22 protein-coding genes are annotated in these 18,685 nt (G+C 41.1%); 8 read left to right on the forward strand and 14 right to left on the reverse strand.

Features of this window, described 5'->3' with window-relative positions; translation table 11 throughout:
- Positions 1 to 40: 40 nt before the first annotated feature.
- The 6 genes from OFN98_RS06830 to OFN98_RS06855 form a co-directional block, all read right to left on the reverse strand.
- Complete coding sequence (locus tag OFN98_RS06830; protein WP_270875009.1) at positions 41 to 1,027, reverse strand: beta-ketoacyl-ACP synthase III; 987 nt, start codon at positions 1,025 to 1,027, stop codon at positions 41 to 43.
- Positions 1,028 to 1,029: 2 nt separating this feature from the next.
- Positions 1,030 to 2,022 (reverse strand): phosphate acyltransferase PlsX, encoded by a 993-nt coding sequence (gene plsX / locus OFN98_RS06835; protein WP_270875008.1) that lies wholly within the window; start codon positions 2,020 to 2,022, stop codon positions 1,030 to 1,032.
- Between the two features lie 4 nt (positions 2,023 to 2,026).
- The gene (rpmF, locus tag OFN98_RS06840; protein WP_270859730.1) at positions 2,027 to 2,173 is read right to left on the reverse strand and encodes a 50S ribosomal protein L32; all 147 of its coding nucleotides are present in this window, start codon (positions 2,171 to 2,173) and stop codon (positions 2,027 to 2,029) included.
- Positions 2,174 to 2,192: 19 nt separating this feature from the next.
- Positions 2,193 to 2,543, reverse strand: a complete 351-nt coding sequence (locus OFN98_RS06845; protein WP_270875007.1) for a hypothetical protein — start codon at positions 2,541 to 2,543, stop codon at positions 2,193 to 2,195.
- Between the two features lie 9 nt (positions 2,544 to 2,552).
- Entirely contained in the window at positions 2,553 to 2,966 is a 414-nt protein-coding gene (gene ndk, locus OFN98_RS06850) for a nucleoside-diphosphate kinase (protein ID WP_270859732.1), read from the reverse strand.
- Positions 2,967 to 3,072: 106 nt separating this feature from the next.
- A complete protein-coding gene (locus OFN98_RS06855; RefSeq protein WP_270859733.1) occupies positions 3,073 to 3,357 on the reverse strand; it encodes a DUF362 domain-containing protein in 285 nt (94 codons plus the stop codon).
- Positions 3,358 to 3,532: 175 nt separating this feature from the next.
- Between OFN98_RS06855 and OFN98_RS06860 the strand changes: the two genes are divergently transcribed.
- Entirely contained in the window at positions 3,533 to 4,129 is a 597-nt protein-coding gene (locus OFN98_RS06860; RefSeq protein WP_270859734.1) for a peroxiredoxin, read from the forward strand.
- A gap of 196 nt (positions 4,130 to 4,325) precedes the next feature.
- Complete coding sequence (locus OFN98_RS06865) at positions 4,326 to 7,061, forward strand: M16 family metallopeptidase (RefSeq protein ID WP_270875006.1); 2,736 nt, start codon at positions 4,326 to 4,328, stop codon at positions 7,059 to 7,061.
- 6 nt (positions 7,062 to 7,067) lie between these two features.
- Here the strand turns inward: OFN98_RS06865 and OFN98_RS06870 are convergent, their stop codons facing one another.
- The 8 genes from OFN98_RS06870 to gatC all read right to left on the reverse strand — a co-directional run bounded on the left by OFN98_RS06870 (position 7,068) and on the right by gatC (position 14,248).
- Positions 7,068 to 7,859: a shikimate dehydrogenase gene (locus OFN98_RS06870; RefSeq protein WP_270876646.1), complete on the reverse strand. Its 792-nt coding sequence runs from the start codon at positions 7,857 to 7,859 to the stop codon at positions 7,068 to 7,070.
- Positions 7,859 to 8,902: an SPOR domain-containing protein gene (locus tag OFN98_RS06875; protein WP_270875004.1), complete on the reverse strand. Its 1,044-nt coding sequence runs from the start codon at positions 8,900 to 8,902 to the stop codon at positions 7,859 to 7,861. Before OFN98_RS06875 ends, OFN98_RS06870 begins: the two co-directional genes overlap by 1 nt.
- A gap of 87 nt (positions 8,903 to 8,989) precedes the next feature.
- On the reverse strand, positions 8,990 to 10,231 hold the full coding sequence (locus OFN98_RS06880) for a serine hydroxymethyltransferase (RefSeq protein WP_270875003.1): 1,242 nt from the start codon (positions 10,229 to 10,231) through the stop codon (positions 8,990 to 8,992).
- Between the two features lie 2 nt (positions 10,232 to 10,233).
- On the reverse strand, positions 10,234 to 11,727 hold the full coding sequence (gene lysS, locus OFN98_RS06885) for a lysine--tRNA ligase (protein WP_270875002.1): 1,494 nt from the start codon (positions 11,725 to 11,727) through the stop codon (positions 10,234 to 10,236).
- A 1-nt stretch (position 11,728) separates the two neighbouring features.
- Complete coding sequence (locus OFN98_RS06890; RefSeq protein WP_270865390.1) at positions 11,729 to 12,196, reverse strand: Fur family transcriptional regulator; 468 nt, start codon at positions 12,194 to 12,196, stop codon at positions 11,729 to 11,731.
- Entirely contained in the window at positions 12,196 to 12,864 is a 669-nt protein-coding gene (locus OFN98_RS06895; protein ID WP_270862748.1) for a CvpA family protein, read from the reverse strand. Before OFN98_RS06895 ends, OFN98_RS06890 begins: the two co-directional genes overlap by 1 nt.
- 2 nt (positions 12,865 to 12,866) lie before the next feature.
- Positions 12,867 to 13,949, reverse strand: a complete 1,083-nt coding sequence (locus tag OFN98_RS06900; RefSeq protein ID WP_270859742.1) for a type IV pilus twitching motility protein PilT — start codon at positions 13,947 to 13,949, stop codon at positions 12,867 to 12,869.
- 11 nt (positions 13,950 to 13,960) lie between these two features.
- Positions 13,961 to 14,248 (reverse strand): Asp-tRNA(Asn)/Glu-tRNA(Gln) amidotransferase subunit GatC, encoded by a 288-nt coding sequence (gatC, locus tag OFN98_RS06905; RefSeq protein WP_270859743.1) that lies wholly within the window; start codon positions 14,246 to 14,248, stop codon positions 13,961 to 13,963.
- 116 nt (positions 14,249 to 14,364) lie between these two features.
- Here gatC and OFN98_RS06910 point away from each other — a divergent pair, with 116 nt between their 5' ends.
- The 6 genes from OFN98_RS06910 to OFN98_RS06935 all read left to right on the forward strand — a co-directional run bounded on the left by OFN98_RS06910 (position 14,365) and on the right by OFN98_RS06935 (position 18,555).
- Entirely contained in the window at positions 14,365 to 14,916 is a 552-nt protein-coding gene (locus OFN98_RS06910; RefSeq protein ID WP_270865388.1) for a hypothetical protein, read from the forward strand.
- The gene (locus OFN98_RS06915) at positions 14,916 to 15,926 is read left to right on the forward strand and encodes an L-seryl-tRNA selenium transferase (protein WP_270875001.1); all 1,011 of its coding nucleotides are present in this window, start codon (positions 14,916 to 14,918) and stop codon (positions 15,924 to 15,926) included. The genes OFN98_RS06910 and OFN98_RS06915 overlap by 1 nt, the downstream gene beginning before the upstream one ends.
- Positions 15,916 to 16,248: a hypothetical protein gene (locus OFN98_RS06920; RefSeq protein ID WP_270875000.1), complete on the forward strand. Its 333-nt coding sequence runs from the start codon at positions 15,916 to 15,918 to the stop codon at positions 16,246 to 16,248. The genes OFN98_RS06915 and OFN98_RS06920 overlap by 11 nt, the downstream gene beginning before the upstream one ends.
- Positions 16,235 to 16,855 carry a type III pantothenate kinase gene (locus OFN98_RS06925; protein ID WP_270866574.1) on the forward strand — a complete coding sequence of 207 codons (621 nt, stop codon included), beginning with the start codon at positions 16,235 to 16,237 and terminating at the stop codon, positions 16,853 to 16,855. Before OFN98_RS06920 ends, OFN98_RS06925 begins: the two co-directional genes overlap by 14 nt.
- Entirely contained in the window at positions 16,852 to 17,469 is a 618-nt protein-coding gene (gene hisG / locus OFN98_RS06930) for an ATP phosphoribosyltransferase (RefSeq protein ID WP_270862753.1), read from the forward strand. Before OFN98_RS06925 ends, hisG begins: the two co-directional genes overlap by 4 nt.
- 699 nt (positions 17,470 to 18,168) lie before the next feature.
- On the forward strand, positions 18,169 to 18,555 hold the full coding sequence (locus tag OFN98_RS06935) for a hypothetical protein (protein ID WP_270874999.1): 387 nt from the start codon (positions 18,169 to 18,171) through the stop codon (positions 18,553 to 18,555).
- Positions 18,556 to 18,685 lie beyond the last annotated feature (130 nt).

Consider the following 18,685-nt stretch of genomic DNA (forward strand, 5'->3'; position numbering starts at 1 on the left):
AATTCGACAATTAATGTCTAAATTTGATAAATTTTAAAATTTAAGCGTTAAATTTAAATAGCACAGAACCCCAAGTAAATCCCCCGCCAAAGGCGTCTAGCAAGACTAACGAGCCATTTTTTAGCCTGCCAGCCTCATAAGCTTCGTTTAGCGCCATTGGGATTGAAGCCGAGCTTGTGTTGCCGTATTTTTGCACGGTTACGACACATTGATTTTCCGTAAAGCCTATCTTTTCGCGCACTGCCTCGATTATGCGCAAATTCGCCTGGTGCGGGACAAACAGATCAATATCGCTAGCTTTAAGGCTATTTTTTTCCAATGCCTCTTCGACCGATTTTATCAGCGTTGGAACTGCGATTTTATAGACATCTTGACCGCGCATTTTGATAAATCCGAGCTTATCGTCTAAAATTTGTTGCGAGATAGGATTTGCGCTACCAGGTGCTGGTGTGATCAAATAATCAGCCTTTGCGCCGTCGCTAGCGCTGTTTGTGTAGATTATACCCTCGCCATCGCCCTCGCTCACTACTGCTGCGCCAGCGCCATCGCCAAAAAGCACGCAGGTGCTCCTGTCGCTATAATCCGTAATCGCGCTTAGTTTTTCGCTTCCGACGATTAGTATATGCTTTTTCGCTCCGCTTTCGATAAGCGATTTTGCTAGGTCTAGTAAATATACAAATCCACTACACGCCGCACTTATATCAAACGCCATAACGCCAAATTTAAGCCCCAATTTATCAGCAATCAAAGCCGCAGTTGATGGCATACAAAAATAATCAGGCGTGATTGTGGCACAAAGCACAGCGTCGATTTGCTCTGCTCTTAGCCCGCTTCTTTGAAGCGCCAAAGCAGCGGCCTTTGCGCCCATATCGCTGGTAGCCTCATTCGCATCTGCGATATGGCGTTCTTTAATGCCCGTTCTTTGGGTAATCCACTCATCACTGGTATCGACCATACCCTCCAAATCGTGGTTTGTTAGAACTCTCTTTGGAGCGTAGGCGCCTATGGATACCACCGAAGCCTTCATCTTTATCCTTGGTTGTAGTTGCTAAGTTGGGTTTGGATAACTGAGTTTATGTTTGAATCCGAAAATTTAAGCGCTTGAAAAATTGCGTTTTTTATCGCTTTTGGCGTGCTTTTGCCGTGGCTTATGATTACGCACTCTTTCACGCCCAAAAGTGGCGCACCACCAGTTTCATCGTAATCGGTCGATTTTTTGATTATCTTAAATACTCGCCTCATCAAAATCGAACCAGCTATCGCAATCGGCGATTTTTTCGCCTCTTTTTTGATAAGCTTATTCATAGCGCTGGCTATGCCCTCGCTGGTTTTGAGGACGATATTTCCGATAAATCCGTCAGTGATGACGACATCTACCGAGCCGTCGAAAATCTGATTCCCCTCGGCGTTACCGACGAAATTTTGCATTTTTTTGAGTTTTGGGAAAATTTCTTTATTGACCTCGTTACCCTTACTATCCTCTTCGCCATTTGACAAAAGCCCGATCCTAGGGGCTTTAATCCCCATAATCTCTTTTGCGTAAGCCTCGCCCATAACGGCAAATTCGAATAAATTTTCAGGTTTGCAATCCACATTTGCCCCGACATCTAAAACCAGCGTTTTACCACCCTGACTAGTCGGAAAAAGCGTAGCAATGGCTGGGCGCGAAATACCTGGAATTCTACCGATTCTAAGCGTAGCTAGGCTGTGCGTAGCCCCGCTATGACCAGCTGAGACCACGGCCTTACAGGTGCCATTTCTGACCAAATCTACTGCTTGATAAATGGTGGAATTTTTGCGCTTTAAAACATCTGTCGCACCCTCTTTCATCTCGAAAACTTCGTCAGTTTGGACATACTCTATGTATTTTTGAAATTCTGCCGGGATAAAAGGGGCGATTTTTGCCTCGTCGCCTACTAAGAAAGCTTTGAATTTTTGCTCTCTTAGCGCTTCAATAACTCCGCATACAATAGGCTCGCAACCGAAGTCGCCACCCATTGCGTCGATAGCAATCGACGTCATGGGATTAGTATTCTCCTGTATTTTTATTTACTCTGTGAGGAATCTTCCAGCTACCGTCTTTGTCTTTGACTGGCACAGGTAGAGTTACAGTGTAATGAGTTCTTCTTTTTGCTGCGCGAGTTTTACTCACTCTTCGTTTAGGAACTGCCATTTTTTCTCCTTTATAAAATTTATAATTCTTTACATTTGTCGCAATAAAAGTAGTCGCTCTTTATCGCTTCTACTTCGCTTTGTAAAATTTCATCTATGTCAATACTGCCCTCGAAAAACTCGATTACATCTAAGCTATCAGAGCCTTTGTATATCCCGTCGCTTAGCGTTAAATCGACATTTTCATCTAAACTTAACTCAAATTCGCTTCCACAACGATCACAAATATATGGTATCGCTCCGCAAATTTGGGCGTTGCATTTATACAGGCTTTCTCCTGATTTGTGCAACTCGCCGCTAAATTTAACACCGCCACTTTGGGTATCAAATTTAATCGGTTCTTTTGTGATTTTTACAAAGCTAATTTTCAAAATTTTACCTTAGCAAATCTCTTTTTTAGCAAAGAAAAATGCAATCTCGATAGCTGCGTTTTCTAGGCTATCGCTACCATGGACTGCGTTTGCATCGATACTTTCGGCGAAATCAGCGCGAATTGTGCCCGGCTTTGCCTCTTTTGGATTTGTTGCACCCATTAGTTCGCGGTTTTTAGCTACTGCGTTTTCGCCCTCTAAAACCATAACCACAACTGGGCCACTAACCATAAAATCAACTAATTCGCCAAAAAATGGGCGATCTTTATGAACTGCGTAAAACGCTTTTGCGTCATCTACGCTTAATTGCAATTTTTTTGCTGCTGCTATACGCAAACCGTTGCTTTCAAATCTATCTATGATTTTGCCTATAACGCCCTTTTTTACGGCATCTGGCTTAATTATTGATAGTGTTTGTTGCATACGAACTCCTTTATTGTAAAAGGGTGATTATATCTAAAATAGGTTAAAATTTATTTAAGAATTAAATTTTCATGGCATTTAAGCCATGAAAATTTTGAATTTGTATTTATGCGACTACCGGAGTATCGCCACCGCGCAATTCTGCGCCGATTTCAGCTTTGCTTGGTTGTCCAGCGACAACTTCGCTCCAAACGATACAGCCGTCAGTTGGACAGGCGTTTGCACAGGCTGGTTCGTCATTGTGGCCTACACACTCTACGCATTTATCAGCATATACATAGTATGTGTCTGCCCCTGTTGGGTTATCGCTATCATCAACAATCGCGCTAACTGGGCACTCATCGATACAAGAACCGCATGCTATACAAATATCAGTAATTTTTACTGCCATATTTTCTCCTTTATCAAAAAATACCCTAAATAATAACACACTATTTTTAAAAAGTCATTAAAAATTTTGATTAGATTTGAATTTTATATTGCGTGTAAATTTGGTTTAAATTTTTTATAAGATAAAATGTGTATAATTCGCAAATGATAAATTTTATTATTAAGGAGAAAATATCATGTTAGTAACTACAAAAGCAGTAGATTTCACAGCACAAGCCGTTCTTGGCGACAACAGCATTGTAGAGGATTTCAACCTTTACAAAAACATCGGCCCAAAAGGCGCAGTTGTGTTCTTTTATCCAAAAGATTTCACATTTGTTTGCCCTAGCGAGATTATCGCATTTGACAAACGCTATAAAGAATTTAAAGATAGAGGCGTAGAGGTCATCGGCGTATCTTGCGATAGCGAGTTCGTTCATCTTGCATGGAAAAACACACCAGTAAATGAAGGCGGTATCGGCAAAGTCCAATTCCCACTAGTTTCAGATATCACAAAAGATATCGCTAGAAGCTTCGATGTGCTTTTTGGCAATGCAGTTGCACTAAGAGGCTCATTTTTGCTAGATAGCGACGGCACAATCCGCCACGCTGTCATCAACGACCTTCCACTTGGCAGAAATATCGACGAGATGATTCGTATGGTAGATACTATGCTATTTACTAACGAGCACGGCGAGGTCTGCCCAGCTGGCTGGCATAAAGGTGATGCTGGTATGAAAGCTAACCCACAAGGCGTAGCCGAGTATTTAGGCAAAAACTCAGACAAACTATAAAACTCTAAATTTGGCGCAGCCCCCTGCGCCAAATTTATCACGCAAACGCGTGCGCATGGGGCCTTCCCCCTAAGGCTCCACCTTTATGTATCCCCATAAAATTGAAATTTTAAGAGAGCCTTTAAAAGCTCTCTTTTTTTTCATTTAAAATTTACTATTTTCAGTTAAAATCTCGCTTTTTTAAAAAGGATAATTTATGAAAAAAATATTTTTCGCACTTTGCGCGGCATTTAGCCTAAATTTCGCCGTATCACTTGATCCAAATTTAGCGCTAAAATTCGACGCAAATGTCACCACAGGCACCCTAGAAAACGGTCTAAAATACTTCATACAACAAAACCCCGTCCCAAAAAACAGCGCATATTTTTACCTAAATGTAAATGCTGGCAGTATCGACGAAAACGACGATGAGCAGGGATTTGCGCACTTTGTCGAGCACATGGCATTTAACGGCAGCGAAAATTTCGACAAAAACGAACTAGTCAAAAAATTAGAAAGCCTAGGCGTGAAATTTGGCGCAGATTTAAACGCGCAAACTAGCTTTCAAAACACGACCTACAATATCCAAGCAAGCGTGAGCGATGAAAATTTAAACGACATTTTCACGGTATTTAGGGATTACGCCAGGGGCGTGAAATTTGACCCAGCCGAGGTCGAAAAAGAAAAAGGCGTGATTTTAGAAGAAGCAAAAAAGGATTATAAAACCAGATTTTACGAACAAAGAGCCAAATCACTCTATCCAAACTCGATCTTTCAAAGGCGCTTCCCAATAGGCAAAAACGAAGCCATAGCGGGTGCGACGAGTGCGAGTTTGCGGGCGTTTTATGATAGAAATTATGCGCCAAATTTAATGAGCGTCATCGTCGTGGGCGATGTAAATTCGACGCAAATCGAAAATTTAATCAAAGCCAAATTTAGCGATTTAAAACCTCGCTCTAAAAAAATCGCGCGCGATACGAGCCTGCAAAAATTCGGCGCAGGTTATGCAAACATCGTAGAGCCCCAGATTGGCACAAATGCCGTAAATATCGTGTTTGCCGGCGAGCACAGCCCCTTAAACAGCGTAGGCGAAATGAAAAAAGCATGGCTTGATACCTACATCGCAAAACTTCTTAGCCTTAGCTACGATGCCCTAAATATAGGCGCGAAAATCCCCATAAAAGCGGGATTTGACAGCGATGATTTATTCGGTGAGCGCAGACTTTACTCGTTTGGCGCAAACATTTTTGATTTCGACGCAAATGCCACGCTGACTAGCCTATTTAGCGCGATTAAGGGCGCTAGGGAGCATGGATTTTCGGCTGGGGATTTTGAGAGTGCAAAGGCGGAATTTATCAACTCCGTCCAAACCAATCTCATCAAAAACGACACGCAAAACAAGCAAATTTATGAAATTTTGGATTTTGTGATAAACGGCAACACTAAGCTTGGCAAGCAGGATAAACACGATTTAAGCCTTGCGATTTTGGGCGAAATTTCGCTTAGCGATGTCAATGAATACTTTAAGCAAATCACGAGCGGGGCGCACTTTACGGAGATAATTTCGACGAAAGATCTAAATTTAAGCGCGGAGGAAATAGATAAAATTTATCAAAACGCAACCCCATTTGATTTTAGCAAAAACGGCCTGGGCGAGAAAAAACTTTTAGAAAACGAGCCCTTGCCAGCTAAATTTAGCCAAAATTTCGATAGCGATAAAAACATAACCACGCTAAATTTCGATAATGGCGTCAAGGCGATTTTAAAGCGAAATTTGGGCAAAAAAAATAGCATACAAATCAGCGTAAAAAAACTAGGTGGAATTTCAAATTTTGCGAGCAAGGCTGAGGCTGAAATTTTAAGCGCATTGCTAAATTCAGGCACTATTGGCGAGTTTAACGAATACGAGGCTAAGCGGCTTACTAGCGGGTTTAACTACTCTTTGCGCTTTGGCATAAACGAGCTTTCTAGCGGGTTTAGCGGAGAGAGCGCTAGCAAGGATTTCGAGGCGATGATGAGGGAGCTGTTTGTGAAAATGAGCACGCCAAAAATCCACGCAAATTCGCTAGAAAAATACCAAAGTAGCGCCATCTCTAACCTTGCGCTCAGAGATGAGACGATAGATTTTCGCTTCAACAAACAAATCGTAAATTCGCTATTTAGCGGGGATTTGCGCTTTAAAACTCCGCTTGAAATAAGCGATGTAAAAAGCGCGAATTTAGCGCATTTTGGGGGCTTAGCAGATGAAATTTTCGCTAATGGGGGCGAGTATTTGTTTGTAATAAGTGGCGATTTTGACGAGGATAAAATCACCGAAATTTTAGCCAAATACGCAGGAAATTTAAAAGGCAAAGCTGGCAGGGGCGAAATTACCCAAACAAAGCTTAGCGCAAACGCCGTAAAAATCGAGGAAAACTACGGCGATAGCGATAAAAGCGAGGTTAGAATGATTTATCTAAACTACGATTTGAGCGAGTTTGACATTTTAAACTCATACAAGCTCAAAGCCTTCGAAAGTGCCGTAAAAACGCAAATCACCGAAAAAATCAGAGAGGCCAAAGGGCTAATCTACTCAGCCAGCGTGAGTGCCTCATACGCGCAGTTTCCACAGATAAAATCTGGATTAAATATCTCGTTTTCGTGCAACGAAAAGGACAAAGAAGCGGTGATTGAGGGAATCAAAGAAATCGTCGCTGATATCGCGCACAACGGCACTAGCGCAGATCAGCTAGAAAATTTCAAAAAAGCGCAAATTTTATCCATGAAAAGAGCCAGCGAAAACAACGATTTTTGGCTAAGTAACATCGCTTCGCACGAGCTTTTTGGCTATCCGTTTTACGATGATAAAATTTATGCCGCGCGCATAAACGCCCTTAGCAACGATGATGTGAAATTTGGGGCAAATTTAATCGCAAAAGAGCCGTTTATCGCGATTTTAAATCCGAAAAAGTAAGTAAATTTAGCCTTTTAGCGATACTGCGCGCGCCATAAATTCGGCAATTTGCGCAGTGTCAAATTTATTGTCATAAAAAAGATTAAACGCTAATGCGCCTTGGTTGATTAGCATTTCGCGTCCGTCTTTTGTGCGAACGCCCTGAGTGCTAGCCAAATCCAAAAACGGCGTAATCTTGCCATAAATTGCGTCAAATGCAAATTTTGCTTCCTTAAAAACAGCGTCTAAAATTTCGGCTGGGGCTGGTAAAAAATCATCTTTAAGCCCTGCACTTGTGGAATTTACGACTAAATCATAGCTTTGAAATTTGAAATTTTCATAGGTATAAAAATTCTCGCATTTAAAATTTTCTGGCTCTTTTTCGCTGCGGTTTAAAATGTCGAATTTAACGCCATTTTTAGCCAAAATATAGCTAATCGCTCGCGTCGTGCCACCAGCACCCAAAACAAGCACGCGCTTTAAGCTTCCAAACTCCCTAATCGCCTCGTAAAACCCGGGCGCGTCAGTATTGTATCCGTAAAATTTGGAGTTTTTTCGCACGAGAGTATTCACTGAGCCAATCTCGCGCGCCGCCTCGCTTAGCTCATCGCTTATCCTGTGAGCTTCTAGCTTAAAAGGCACGGTGATGTTCGCGCCATTTAAACCTAAATTCAGAAATTTTTGTTTCAAATCCGTGGCTGTTTCTAACAAAACCCGCCCATAAAAGGCGTCTAGCCCAAGCTGCTTAATCGCCAAATTGTGCATTAAAGGCGATATGGAGTGGGATATCGGATTGCCAAAAACGGCAAATTTGTGCATTATTTCACTCTGTAAATGTATGCGCCACTATTAACCGCACGCATGTCGCTAATAGCCTTGTTTAGCTCTTCTCCACTAAATGGACCGACCAAAATTTTAACCACATCTTTGCCATTTACTTGGGTTTTTAAACCAACTGGATTATAGCCTTTGGCTGTGATTTTGCGCACATCTGAGCTGTTTGGATCGTAAGAGTTCGAAGCGAAAACTTGGATATAATTTCCAGCCCCCACGCTCGAATTTGCAGTTTTTGCCGCAGTGCCTACTTTGGCAGGTTCTTTTTTAGGCTCAGTTTTTGGAGCCTCTTTTTTGACTTCGGCTTTTTTGACTTCCTCTTTTTTAGGTTCAGGTTTTTTCGCCTCTACCTTTTTAGGCTCATCTTTTTTAACCTCAACCTTTTTCACCTCTGCTTTTTTAGGCTCGGTTTTTGGGGTCTCTTTTTTTACTTCGACTTTTGGAGCTTCTTTTTTGATTTCAACCTTTGGAGCTTGCAACTGCTCTTTTACAGTTTTTACCTCTTCTGGTTTTGGTTCTTCTTTTTTAACCTCGATTCTTTGGACTACGACAGGCTTAGGCTCTTCTTTTTTTATCTCTACTGGTTTTGGCTCTTCTTTGACCTCGGGTTTTTTAATCTCTACCTTTGTTTGAGGGGCAGTGTTTTGCACCACTGGTTTTGGCTCATCTTTTACTTCATTTTTGATTTCAACCTTTGAAATTTGAAGCTCGCTTGGTTTTGGCGCAGGGGCTGGCTCTGCCTTTGGAGCCGGGGTTTGAGACTGCGCGTTAGAAGTATCGCTGCTAACCACATTGATCTCTGGCTCTTTTTTTACCTCTTCTTTTTTAGTTAGTTCTTCTTCGCTAGGCATTGTTAGGGCTGCGTTTGTGTCAATGTCGTTTTTGTTGATAGCTTTCATTATTATAAGAACTATCAAAAACAAAACTATAATTCCGGCCGCAATAGTCAAAAGCTTTTTTAGGCTAGCTGTGCCGTCTCCTGGCGCTCCGTTCATAGTGATATCGCTCATATCAAATTTATCTGTCATAATATCTCCTAAAAATTTATTTACCCTTTTTAAAAAATTTAACAAATCTTTTAAAAAGGGTAATAAGGCGCACGAAGCGCCTTAAAATCAATACATCGCTTTATCGTAAATGATAAATTTATGCGCCAAATCAACAATCTCTTTTTTGACTTTTGCTTGAAGTTCAGTGTTTGCTATGTCGCTAAGCACATCTGCGATTTTATTTGCGATAAACTCAAACTCAGCCTCTTTCATACCGCGAGATGTCAGAGCCGGGCTTCCTACGCGAATACCGCTTGTGATAAATGGACTGCGAATCTCGCCTGGAACTGTGTTTTTATTTACGGTGATTCCAGCGTTTCCTAGTGCTATATCGGCGTCTTTTCCGCTAAATTCTCTATTTAGGAAACTTACTAAAATCAAGTGATTATCTGTGCCACCGCTTACTAGATCAAAGCCTCTTTTTACCAAAGTTTCGCCTAAAATTTTTGCATTTGCTTTGACCTGTTTTGCATAAACTTTCCACTCAGGGCTTAGATTGTGTTTAAAGCCGACAGCCTTTCCTGCGATGACATGCATTAGAGGACCACCTTGAATGCCTGGGAAAATCGAGCTATTGATTTTTTTAGCGAATTCTTCATCGTTTGTCATAATGATACCGCCGCGTGGTCCGCGAAGTGTTTTGTGAGTGGTAGAGCTAACTACATGGCAGTGTGGGAACGGATGAGCGTGCTCTCCTGCTACAACTAGACCTGCGATATGAGCCACATCGGCAAAAAGATACGCACCCACGCTATCTGCGATTTCTCTAAATTTAGCGAAATCTATCTCTCTTGTGTAGGCACTTGCGCCACAAACTATCATTTTTGGTTTTACGATATTTGCTATGTCGGCTACGCGGTCGTAATTTATACGACCATCTAGCTCGACGCCGTATTCAAAGCTCTCATAATACTTTCCGCTACTTGAAACCTTTGCGCCGTGCGTTAGGTGTCCGCCGTGACTTAGCGACATGCCCAAAATTTTATCACCCGGTTTTAAAAACGCTCCATAAACGCCTTGATTTGCTTGCGAGCCTGAATTTGGCTGAACATTTGCAAATTCGCAACCAAAAAGCTTTTTACATCGCTCAATAGCGATAGTTTCGATTTCATCGACAAATTCGCAGCCGCCATAATATCTTTTACCAGGATAGCCCTCTGCGTATTTGTTTGATAGCACTGAGCCCATTACCTGCATAACTTCTGGATATGTAAAATTCTCGCTTGCAATCATCTCCAAATGGTCGCATTGACGAGCTAGCTCCTTGCTCATCAAATCAAAAATTTCTTTATCAAAATCTGCCAACATTTTTACTCCTTATCTAAATTTAACGGTTTCATAGCTGGAAACAAAATAACATCGCGAATCGATTTTTTATTTAATAAAATCATCACCAATCTATCAATCCCAAGCCCCCAACCAGCGGTAGGTGGCATAGCATAACTTAGTGCTTTGACATAATCAGCGTCCATTTCGTGCGCTTCGTCATCGCCTGCATTTTTTGCGTCGATTTGCGCCTTAAATCTCTCGAATTGATCAAGCGGATCGTTTAGCTCGTTAAATGCGTTTGCAATCTCCTTGCCAGCGATATATAGCTCAAATCTCTCAGCGATTTTTGGATTTTCGTCGCTCCTTCTTGCAAGCGGACTAATCTCGATAGGAAAATCCACGATAAAGGTCGGATCTATGAGCTTGGCTTCGACATAATTATCGAAAAGTTCGCTTTGCAAGTGACCCAAATCTAGCTTTTCATTGACTTCGAATTTATCGGCTTTAAGCTTTGCTAAAATTTTGTCTTTATCATTTATAATCTCAGGATCCAATCCACCTATTTCGACCAGCGCGTCAAGGTATTTTATGCGCGCAAAAGGCTTAGTAAAGTCGATTTCAAGCTCATCGTATTGAAGCTTTTTATCAAGCCCTAGCTTATCCATCACAGCCCAGATTAAATTTTGTGTCAAATCCATAACATCATTATAATCATGCCACGCCCAATAAAACTCAATGCTGGTAAATTCAGGATTATGCGTTAAATCCATGCCCTCGTTGCGGAAATTTCTATTGATTTCAAAAACAGCTTCCATACCGCCTACGATTAGGCGTTTTAGATAAAGTTCAGGTGCGATTCGCAGGTATCTATCCACATCAAGAGCGTTGTGGTGCGTGATAAAAGGCTTGGCGTTTGCGCCACCTGCGATTGGGTGCATCATTGGGGTTTCGACCTCCAAAAATCCATGCGCCTCGAAAAAGTTGCGAATTTCACGGATTATGACAGAGCGTTTGATAAAATCGCTTCTAACCTCTGGGTTCATTATCATATCGAGGTAGCGTTGGCGGTATCTCATTTCGATATCTACTAGGCCGTGGAATTTCTCAGGTAGTGGAGAAATCGCTTTTGAAGCTAGTTTGATATTTGAAGCATGTATCGAAAACTCGCCAGTTTGCGTGATAAAGGCGTATCCTGTAACGGTGATGATATCGCCTACTTCGAGATTTTTCTTAAATTTAGCGTAATCTTCCTCGCCGATACTGTCGCGCGAATAATAAATTTGAATATTTCCGCTTTCGTCTTCGATATTTGCAAATGTCGATTTTCCCGCAACTCTTTTTAATTTCAAACGACCTGCCAAAACTACAATCTCATCTGATTTTTTTTCTTCTGTATTTGCAATACTAGCGAATTTCTCGCGAAATTCGACGATTTTCATATCTCGTTTTAAAAAATGAGGGTATGGATTTACCCCTAAATTTCGCAATTCGTTTGATTTATCTATTCTTTGGATTTCTAATTGTGAGTCGAACAAATTATTTCCTTTTTGCCGCGCAATCAGCGCAAATTCCGTAAAGCTGCATAATATGGCCAGTTAGGACAAAGCCATTTTCTTTGGCGATTTGGATTTGTTTTTTCTCGATACTAGCGTCGCGGAATTCGACGATTTTATTGCAACTTTTGCAGATTAGGTGATCATGGTGTGGTTTGTTTGCAAGTTCGAATTTTTTGCCTTGCGCGCCGAAAGTAATCGATGTCGCCATGCCTGATTCTTCGAGCAAATTTAGCGTGCGATACACTGTGGCGATACCTACATTTAGCTCAGGATTTTTCGCCTTGATCTCGCTGTGCAAAGCCTCTGGCGTAAAGTGCGTATTGCTATTATAAAGCGTTCTTAGCAAAACCTCGCGCTGTTTTGTGTATTTTAAGCCATTATCGCTAAGTGCTTTTTTAAATTCAAGCAAAAGCGCGTCAAATTCTAAATTTTCGATTTTAGCGTCCATTACAATCTCCCTTCACTTACATTTAAATCCAAGCTTTGATTGATATCAAAAACCTCGTTTGAAATATTGTTTTGAATTTCTGTCGCATTATCTTCGCTTGGGGTTAAAATTTCACTAGCTTTTTGCTCTAAACTTTGCAAATTTTCTTTGACTACTGGGTCGTCTTTTAAATCCATAATCCACTTGCCCACGCTTAGTAGCACTGGGGCAACTGCGCTAGTTTCGAAAAATTTCTTTGTCTGCTCATTTAGCATCATAGGACCTCTTGCAAAGGTTACGATAACGGCAAAAATTAAGAAAATTTTAGCCACGCTAAATGCAAATCCGCCGATTCTATCGACAAATCCTAGCCCACTCCATTTAAAGAGTTTTGAGATAATCTCGCCCAAAATCAGGCAGATAATCCACACGCCAAAAAGCACAGCCAAAAATCCGATTAAAGTCTGAGTAGTATCGCCGGAGAAAATTCCATTTGCATTTTGCAATGCAGGGACTTTGCTAGCTATCCACGCCCCTGCCATCTCTTTGTAGCGCACAGCAATCCACAAACCACCAATCAAACCTAAAATTCCAAAAATTTCCTTCATAATGCCATTTGTAAGACCCCTTAATCCAAAAAGGATTATCAGACCCACTACAATGGCGTCAAACCAATTTATACCTTCCATAATCACGCACCCACAACGCCGATAAGCTCTTGTAAATTTGTAGAATAGCGCAATGCTGTTTCTTTGGCGATTTGATTTGCTCTGATTGCCTTAACCATAGCCTGTGTTTGCGTAATCATACCAGTGCTTTGTTGGTTAAGTTGCATTTGTGAGTAAATTTGATGAACTTTGTTTTCGCGGATTAGGTTGGCAACCGCGTTGTTGTTAATCAAAATTTCATGCACTGCGATACGACCGCCACCAAGCTTTGGAAGCAAAGATTGTGAAATAACCGCAGTTAGTGAAACCGAAAGCATGTTTCGCACTTGAAGTTGCTCGCCGCCGTCGAAGCTATCGATAATACGGTTGATTGTTTGGATCGCTGAGTTTGTGTGAAGTGTGCCAAAAACCAAGTGTCCTGTCTCAGCCGCAGTAATCGCGATAGAAATCGTCTCCCTATCACGCATCTCACCGACTAGGATAATATCAGGGTCCTCGCGAAGCGAGAATTTCAAAGCTTGCGCATAAGAGTGTGTATCCGTGCCGATATTTCTGTGAGAAAATAGAGATTTTTTGTTTTGATGCACGAACTCGACTGGGTCTTCAACTGTAATAATGTGCTTGCGCTCTTTTTCGTTGATTTCATTTAACATAGCCGCCAAAGTCGTTGATTTACCAGATCCTGTCGGACCAGTGACTAAAATCATACCCTTTTCGCGTTTTACAACCTCTTTAAAAATGCTTGGAGCCTTCAAATCATCAAGACTAGGGATATCGATAGGAATAATACGAAACGCAGCAGCCAAATCGCCGTTCATAGTGTAATAGTAGTTTCCACGAAAGCGTCCGATATTTGGCAACTCAATCGCGAAGTCAAGCTCTTTGTTTTCCTCTAAATCGCTTTTTTGTTGATCTGTAATCATCGCGTAGCAAATATACTCGATATCACTTCCGCTAAGGCTATCCATAGCCAAAGGACGAAGTGTTCCATCTATTCGGATTTGCGGTGCTGAGCGAGAAACTAGGTGCAAGTCAGAAGCTTTATTAAAAACAACTGTCTTTAATAAGGTTTCGATATCTACTAAATTTTTTCTTGGATCTTCCATACTTTTCCTTTCTAATCAATAATTTTAGGCACGACAAAATAATCACCCTCGCTTGAAGGTGCATGTCCCAGAATAATAGAGCGAACATCGCTAGCGCGTGGCTCATCCTCGCGAAACGGAGTTCCGCCCTTTAAAGTAGTTATGGCTACTTCCTCACCATCTAATTTTAATTCGTTTAAAATTTCGACAAAATCTACTACCTTATTTAACTGACCGATAAACTCATTTCGTTTTTCATCAGGGATTTTTAAAGCAGCTAATTTTTCGAGCCTTGATAATAAAATTTCATCTATTATCATAAATTTTCCTTTTCTGATAAATGCGACATTATATCATAAAAATTCTTGTCTTTGGGCATATTTAAATTTTTTTATGCTACAATTACCGCCAAATTTAATCACAAAAGGATACTACTTTGGCTTTAAAAGACGACATCGAAGGCGTTAAAAAAGAAATAGGCACAGAAGAGCAGTTTTTAGAAGGCGTTATCAAAAGCGAAATTTTCATTAAAAAATACAAAAAACCTTTAATCTTTTTCGCTACCCTTATAATGGTGATTTTCGTAGGATACTGGGCAAACGAATTTATCCAAAATTCTCGCATAAACAGCGCGAACGAACTATACTCAGAGCTTTTAGAGGCGCGAGATGACGCAAAACTAGCCAAGCTAAAAGACAAAGATTTCAATCTATACGCGTTATATATGCTAAATCACGGCACAGCCGATGATTTGACAGCTCTTGGAAGCGATAGCAAGGTCGATTACTTGCTAAAAGAGATTATCAGCGTGCAAAACGGCAAACAAAGCCCACTTTTGCTTAACGATTACGACGCTATCGTAAAGGGATACGAGCTTTTAAAAACAGGTCAAATCGAGGCCGCAAACGCCGAATTTGACAAAATCGCCATAGATTCGCCAGTGCGAAATTTAGCGTTAAATTTAAAACATTACAAAGGAAATAAATAATGAAAAAATCAATCATATTTACACTTCTGCTTTCGTTTTTATTTTTCGGTTGTTCGACCAAACGCCAGTATTTCGACCCAGGCGATGACAATATCACAGGCGAAATGGCCTTTAACGGCTCGCTTCCAGCCGAAATCGTCTATGCTGCCAAAGAGGGCGCCACGCTATCAAACGGCGCAGTTATCACTAAATCAGGCGTAAATGAAAATATCAAACTTAACGAAAACGAGCGATTTTTAGGCGAGTATAATGGAAATTTCATCGCCACAGACACAAACGGCACTACTAGGGTTTTGGGCGCAGATGGCAGTGTGAAATTTGAGCGAGATCTCAAACGCTATGCCCTAAGTGGCGCGATTGACGGCGATGATTTAGCACTTGTAATGAGCGATAATAGCGTAATGCTCTTTCGCCTAAGCTCGGGCGCTATGGTGCTAGATGATAAAATCGGCGACGCATTTGCCATAGATTCACGCACAGCCGCTCCGCTTTTTATCAACCAATTAGTAGCCTACCCAGCACTTGACGGCTTAGTAAATATCGTAGAGCGCACAGGTGGCCGCTCTGTGAGGGATTTCGTCGTATCAAATCAACCATTTTTTAACAACATAACCACGCTTCAAGCCCGTGGCGACGACCTTTATGCAGGCACAGGCACAAGGCTAGTTCTCATCAGCCCAAATGGCAACAAAACCTACAACCGCGACATTAGAAATGTCCTATTTGACGGCGATAAAATCTATCTTTTGCTAAAAGACGGCACGGTCGAGCTTTTGGATAAAAACCTAAATTTAATAAAATCTCGCAAATTTACCTTCGCTCAGCTATTAGAGGGTGTATTTAGCGGGGAATACCTTTATATCGTAGAGCGCACAGGTTTTGTTATCCGCACGGATAAAAATCTGCAAAGTGAGGCGATTTTTGAGCTAAGCGATGAGATTGACTCTCGCGCATTTAGCGCAAATTCGTCATTTTACTACGATGATAAAGTGCTAAATTTTGCTAAGTAAAATTTCCAATCTCATGGTTAGCCGTGAAATTTTGCTTAAAAATTTCAAAACCATAGATTTGAAAATTTTCACTCGCTCCCGCGCATACAGCGCCTATTTTGGCGTGGATTTATCTGGGTTTAATACCCTGATTTTCATGCGCGAGGCATCATCTCACTTCATTATGCGAGATAGCGAATTTTTATTAACTTTAACCGAACAAATTTGCGCAAATTTAGGCAAAACTATCAAAAAACGAGTTTTGTTTCACAACAGCCAAATTTGCTCAAAAAGTAAAAAATTTTTAGAAGAAAACGGATTTAAAACCTATGCTTTTATGTGATATCGGCAACACACATGCCAAATTTTATGATAACGGCGCAACCTTTGCTATGGGTATCGACGAGTTTTTGAACTACGAACCAATCGAGAGAGTGTATTGTATAAATGTAAATGCCAGAGTGCAACGCAAGCTAAACAACCCCCTATTTATCGACATTACGCACCATTTCCACATAAACACCACCTACCAAGGGCTAGGAATAGATAGAATCGTCGCGTGCAGTATGGTCGAAACTGGCGTCATCGTCGATGCAGGCAGTGCTATCACGGTCGATGTCATGGAGGGTGGCACCCACCTTGGCGGATTTATCCTGCCTGGAATCCACGCTATGCTTCGCACTTATGGCGAAATTTCATCTGTTTTAGATGTCAATCTCTCGACGAAAATTTCCCTAGACTCGCTTCCGCAAAAAACAAGCGACGCCGTGAATTACGGCATTTTCAAACCAACAATCCTAGCCATAGCCGACATTGCTGGCGATAAACGCATACACTTTACCGGCGGGGACGGCGCGTTTTTAATGCGACATTTCAAAAACGGCGTTTATGATAGGGATTTGATTTTCCGCGCTATGAAAAATTTAATCTCACAAAAAGGACTTTTATGATTACGATTGCGCTACCAAAGGGTCGCATTGCCGATGATACACTCAAAATTTTCAAAAGCATTTTTGGGCTAGAATTTGCCTTTGAAGACCGCAAATTAATCATGCAAGAGGGTGATTTTAAATTTCTTTATGTCCGCAACCAAGATATTCCTACCTATGTCGTCGGAGGCGCAGCAGATATCGGCGTAGTGGGGCTAGATGTGCTCGAAGAGCACAAACCAGATGTTTTGCGCCTGCTAGATCTCAAAATCGGCAAATGCAGAGTCTGTGTGGGCGTGCCAAACGAAACCGAGCTTGATTACAACACCCCAGGTATCAAAATCGCAACCAAAATGCCAAATATCACGCGCGAATACTTCGCCACCAAAGCCGTCGCCACTCAGGTCATCAAACTATACGGCTCGATCGAGCTAGCTCCGATTATAGGGCTATCAGACGCTATCGTCGATGTGGTCGAAACAGGCGCTACGATGAAGCAAAACGGCCTTAAAGTCGCCGAGGTCATCATGCACAGCTCAGCGCACCTCATCGCCAACAAAAACAGCTTTGTCATCAAACGAGATGAAATTTTAGATTTGCGCGACAAAATCGCAAAAGAAATCGCAGGAAAATAATGGATTTTTTAATAATTTCTTTTTCTTATGTTATTACATATTTGGCTCAAAAAAGTATTGTTGAAATTCTCTATTTTTTTGCTACGATAGTTGTATTTTGCACTATTCTTTACTCTATGTTGCCATATAAAAAAGAAAAATAATTAAATTTGCACCTAATCCGTCATGTATGGAGAATAAAATTCAAAGACAAATTTACATAACTATTGCACAAATTTGTCTCTTTTTAGCGTTTTTAAAAACTCTAATCCGTGTCATTGCGAGGAGCTGTTTTACAGCGACGAAGCAATCCAGCACGGCGAAGCCGTAACGAAAAATAAGATCAGCTAAATTTTAAAAAAGCAACGCTTTTTTAAAATTTAGCCACCTTGTAAAGCGTCGTCGGGGGTTGGGGGTTTGTAAGGGGGAAGGGGCGCGACCTCGCAATTCAAGCCCCCTTCCCCCTTACGAGAAAAGCAAAATTTTGCTTAAAATTTAAAAAATAATTCAATGCTAAATTTAAGTAGAATTTTGAATTTAAATTTCCCTAGATTGCTTCGAAAACTTCGTTTTCTCGCAATGACAGCAAATTTAGCGTAAGGAATTAAAGTCGTAGTTTCTTCGCTTTCTACGAAAACTCGCAATGACAAAATAGCCAAAATTTGCAATTTTTCCGAAAAAATTTTAAAATTAAAAACCAAAATTTAAAAAAGGAAAAAAATGAAAAACCTAATCCTACCCTGCCTAATCGCGCTAAGCTTCTCAGGTTGCGCCTTTTTCGCGCCACGCACCACGCCACTTTGCCCAGACACCACCGCCAGCAAAATGCAGATTTCTAGCTACACAAGACAGAGCAAAGTCGCATATACATATAAATTTATAAATGGTAGCGAGCAATGCACCGCCAAATCAAATAAATACTTCGCCAACCCAGGCGATGTCGCACTCATCAGCATTACAAACGGCACCGTTTCTAGCGCGCAAATACTCTCTCGCAAAATCACCCCGGGCAAGAAAGAGAGCTACACGCCGACCAAAATCATCAAAAAACAGCTCCACAAAAACGAAAATATCAAAGCCCCAACCGAAGAAAAAATCAGTTTTTGATAACTTACGCCCGAATTTCGCCCTTTAAAATTTAACGCAAAATTAACAAAAAGGGCAAATTTCGCGCCAAAAATTATAAATTTCGCATAAATTTTACGAATTTTATCAGCCAAATTTAGCTTAACTGCAA

This window comes from Campylobacter sp. JMF_15 NE4 (genome assembly GCF_027737645.1).
Classification (GTDB): domain Bacteria; phylum Campylobacterota; class Campylobacteria; order Campylobacterales; family Campylobacteraceae; genus Campylobacter_B.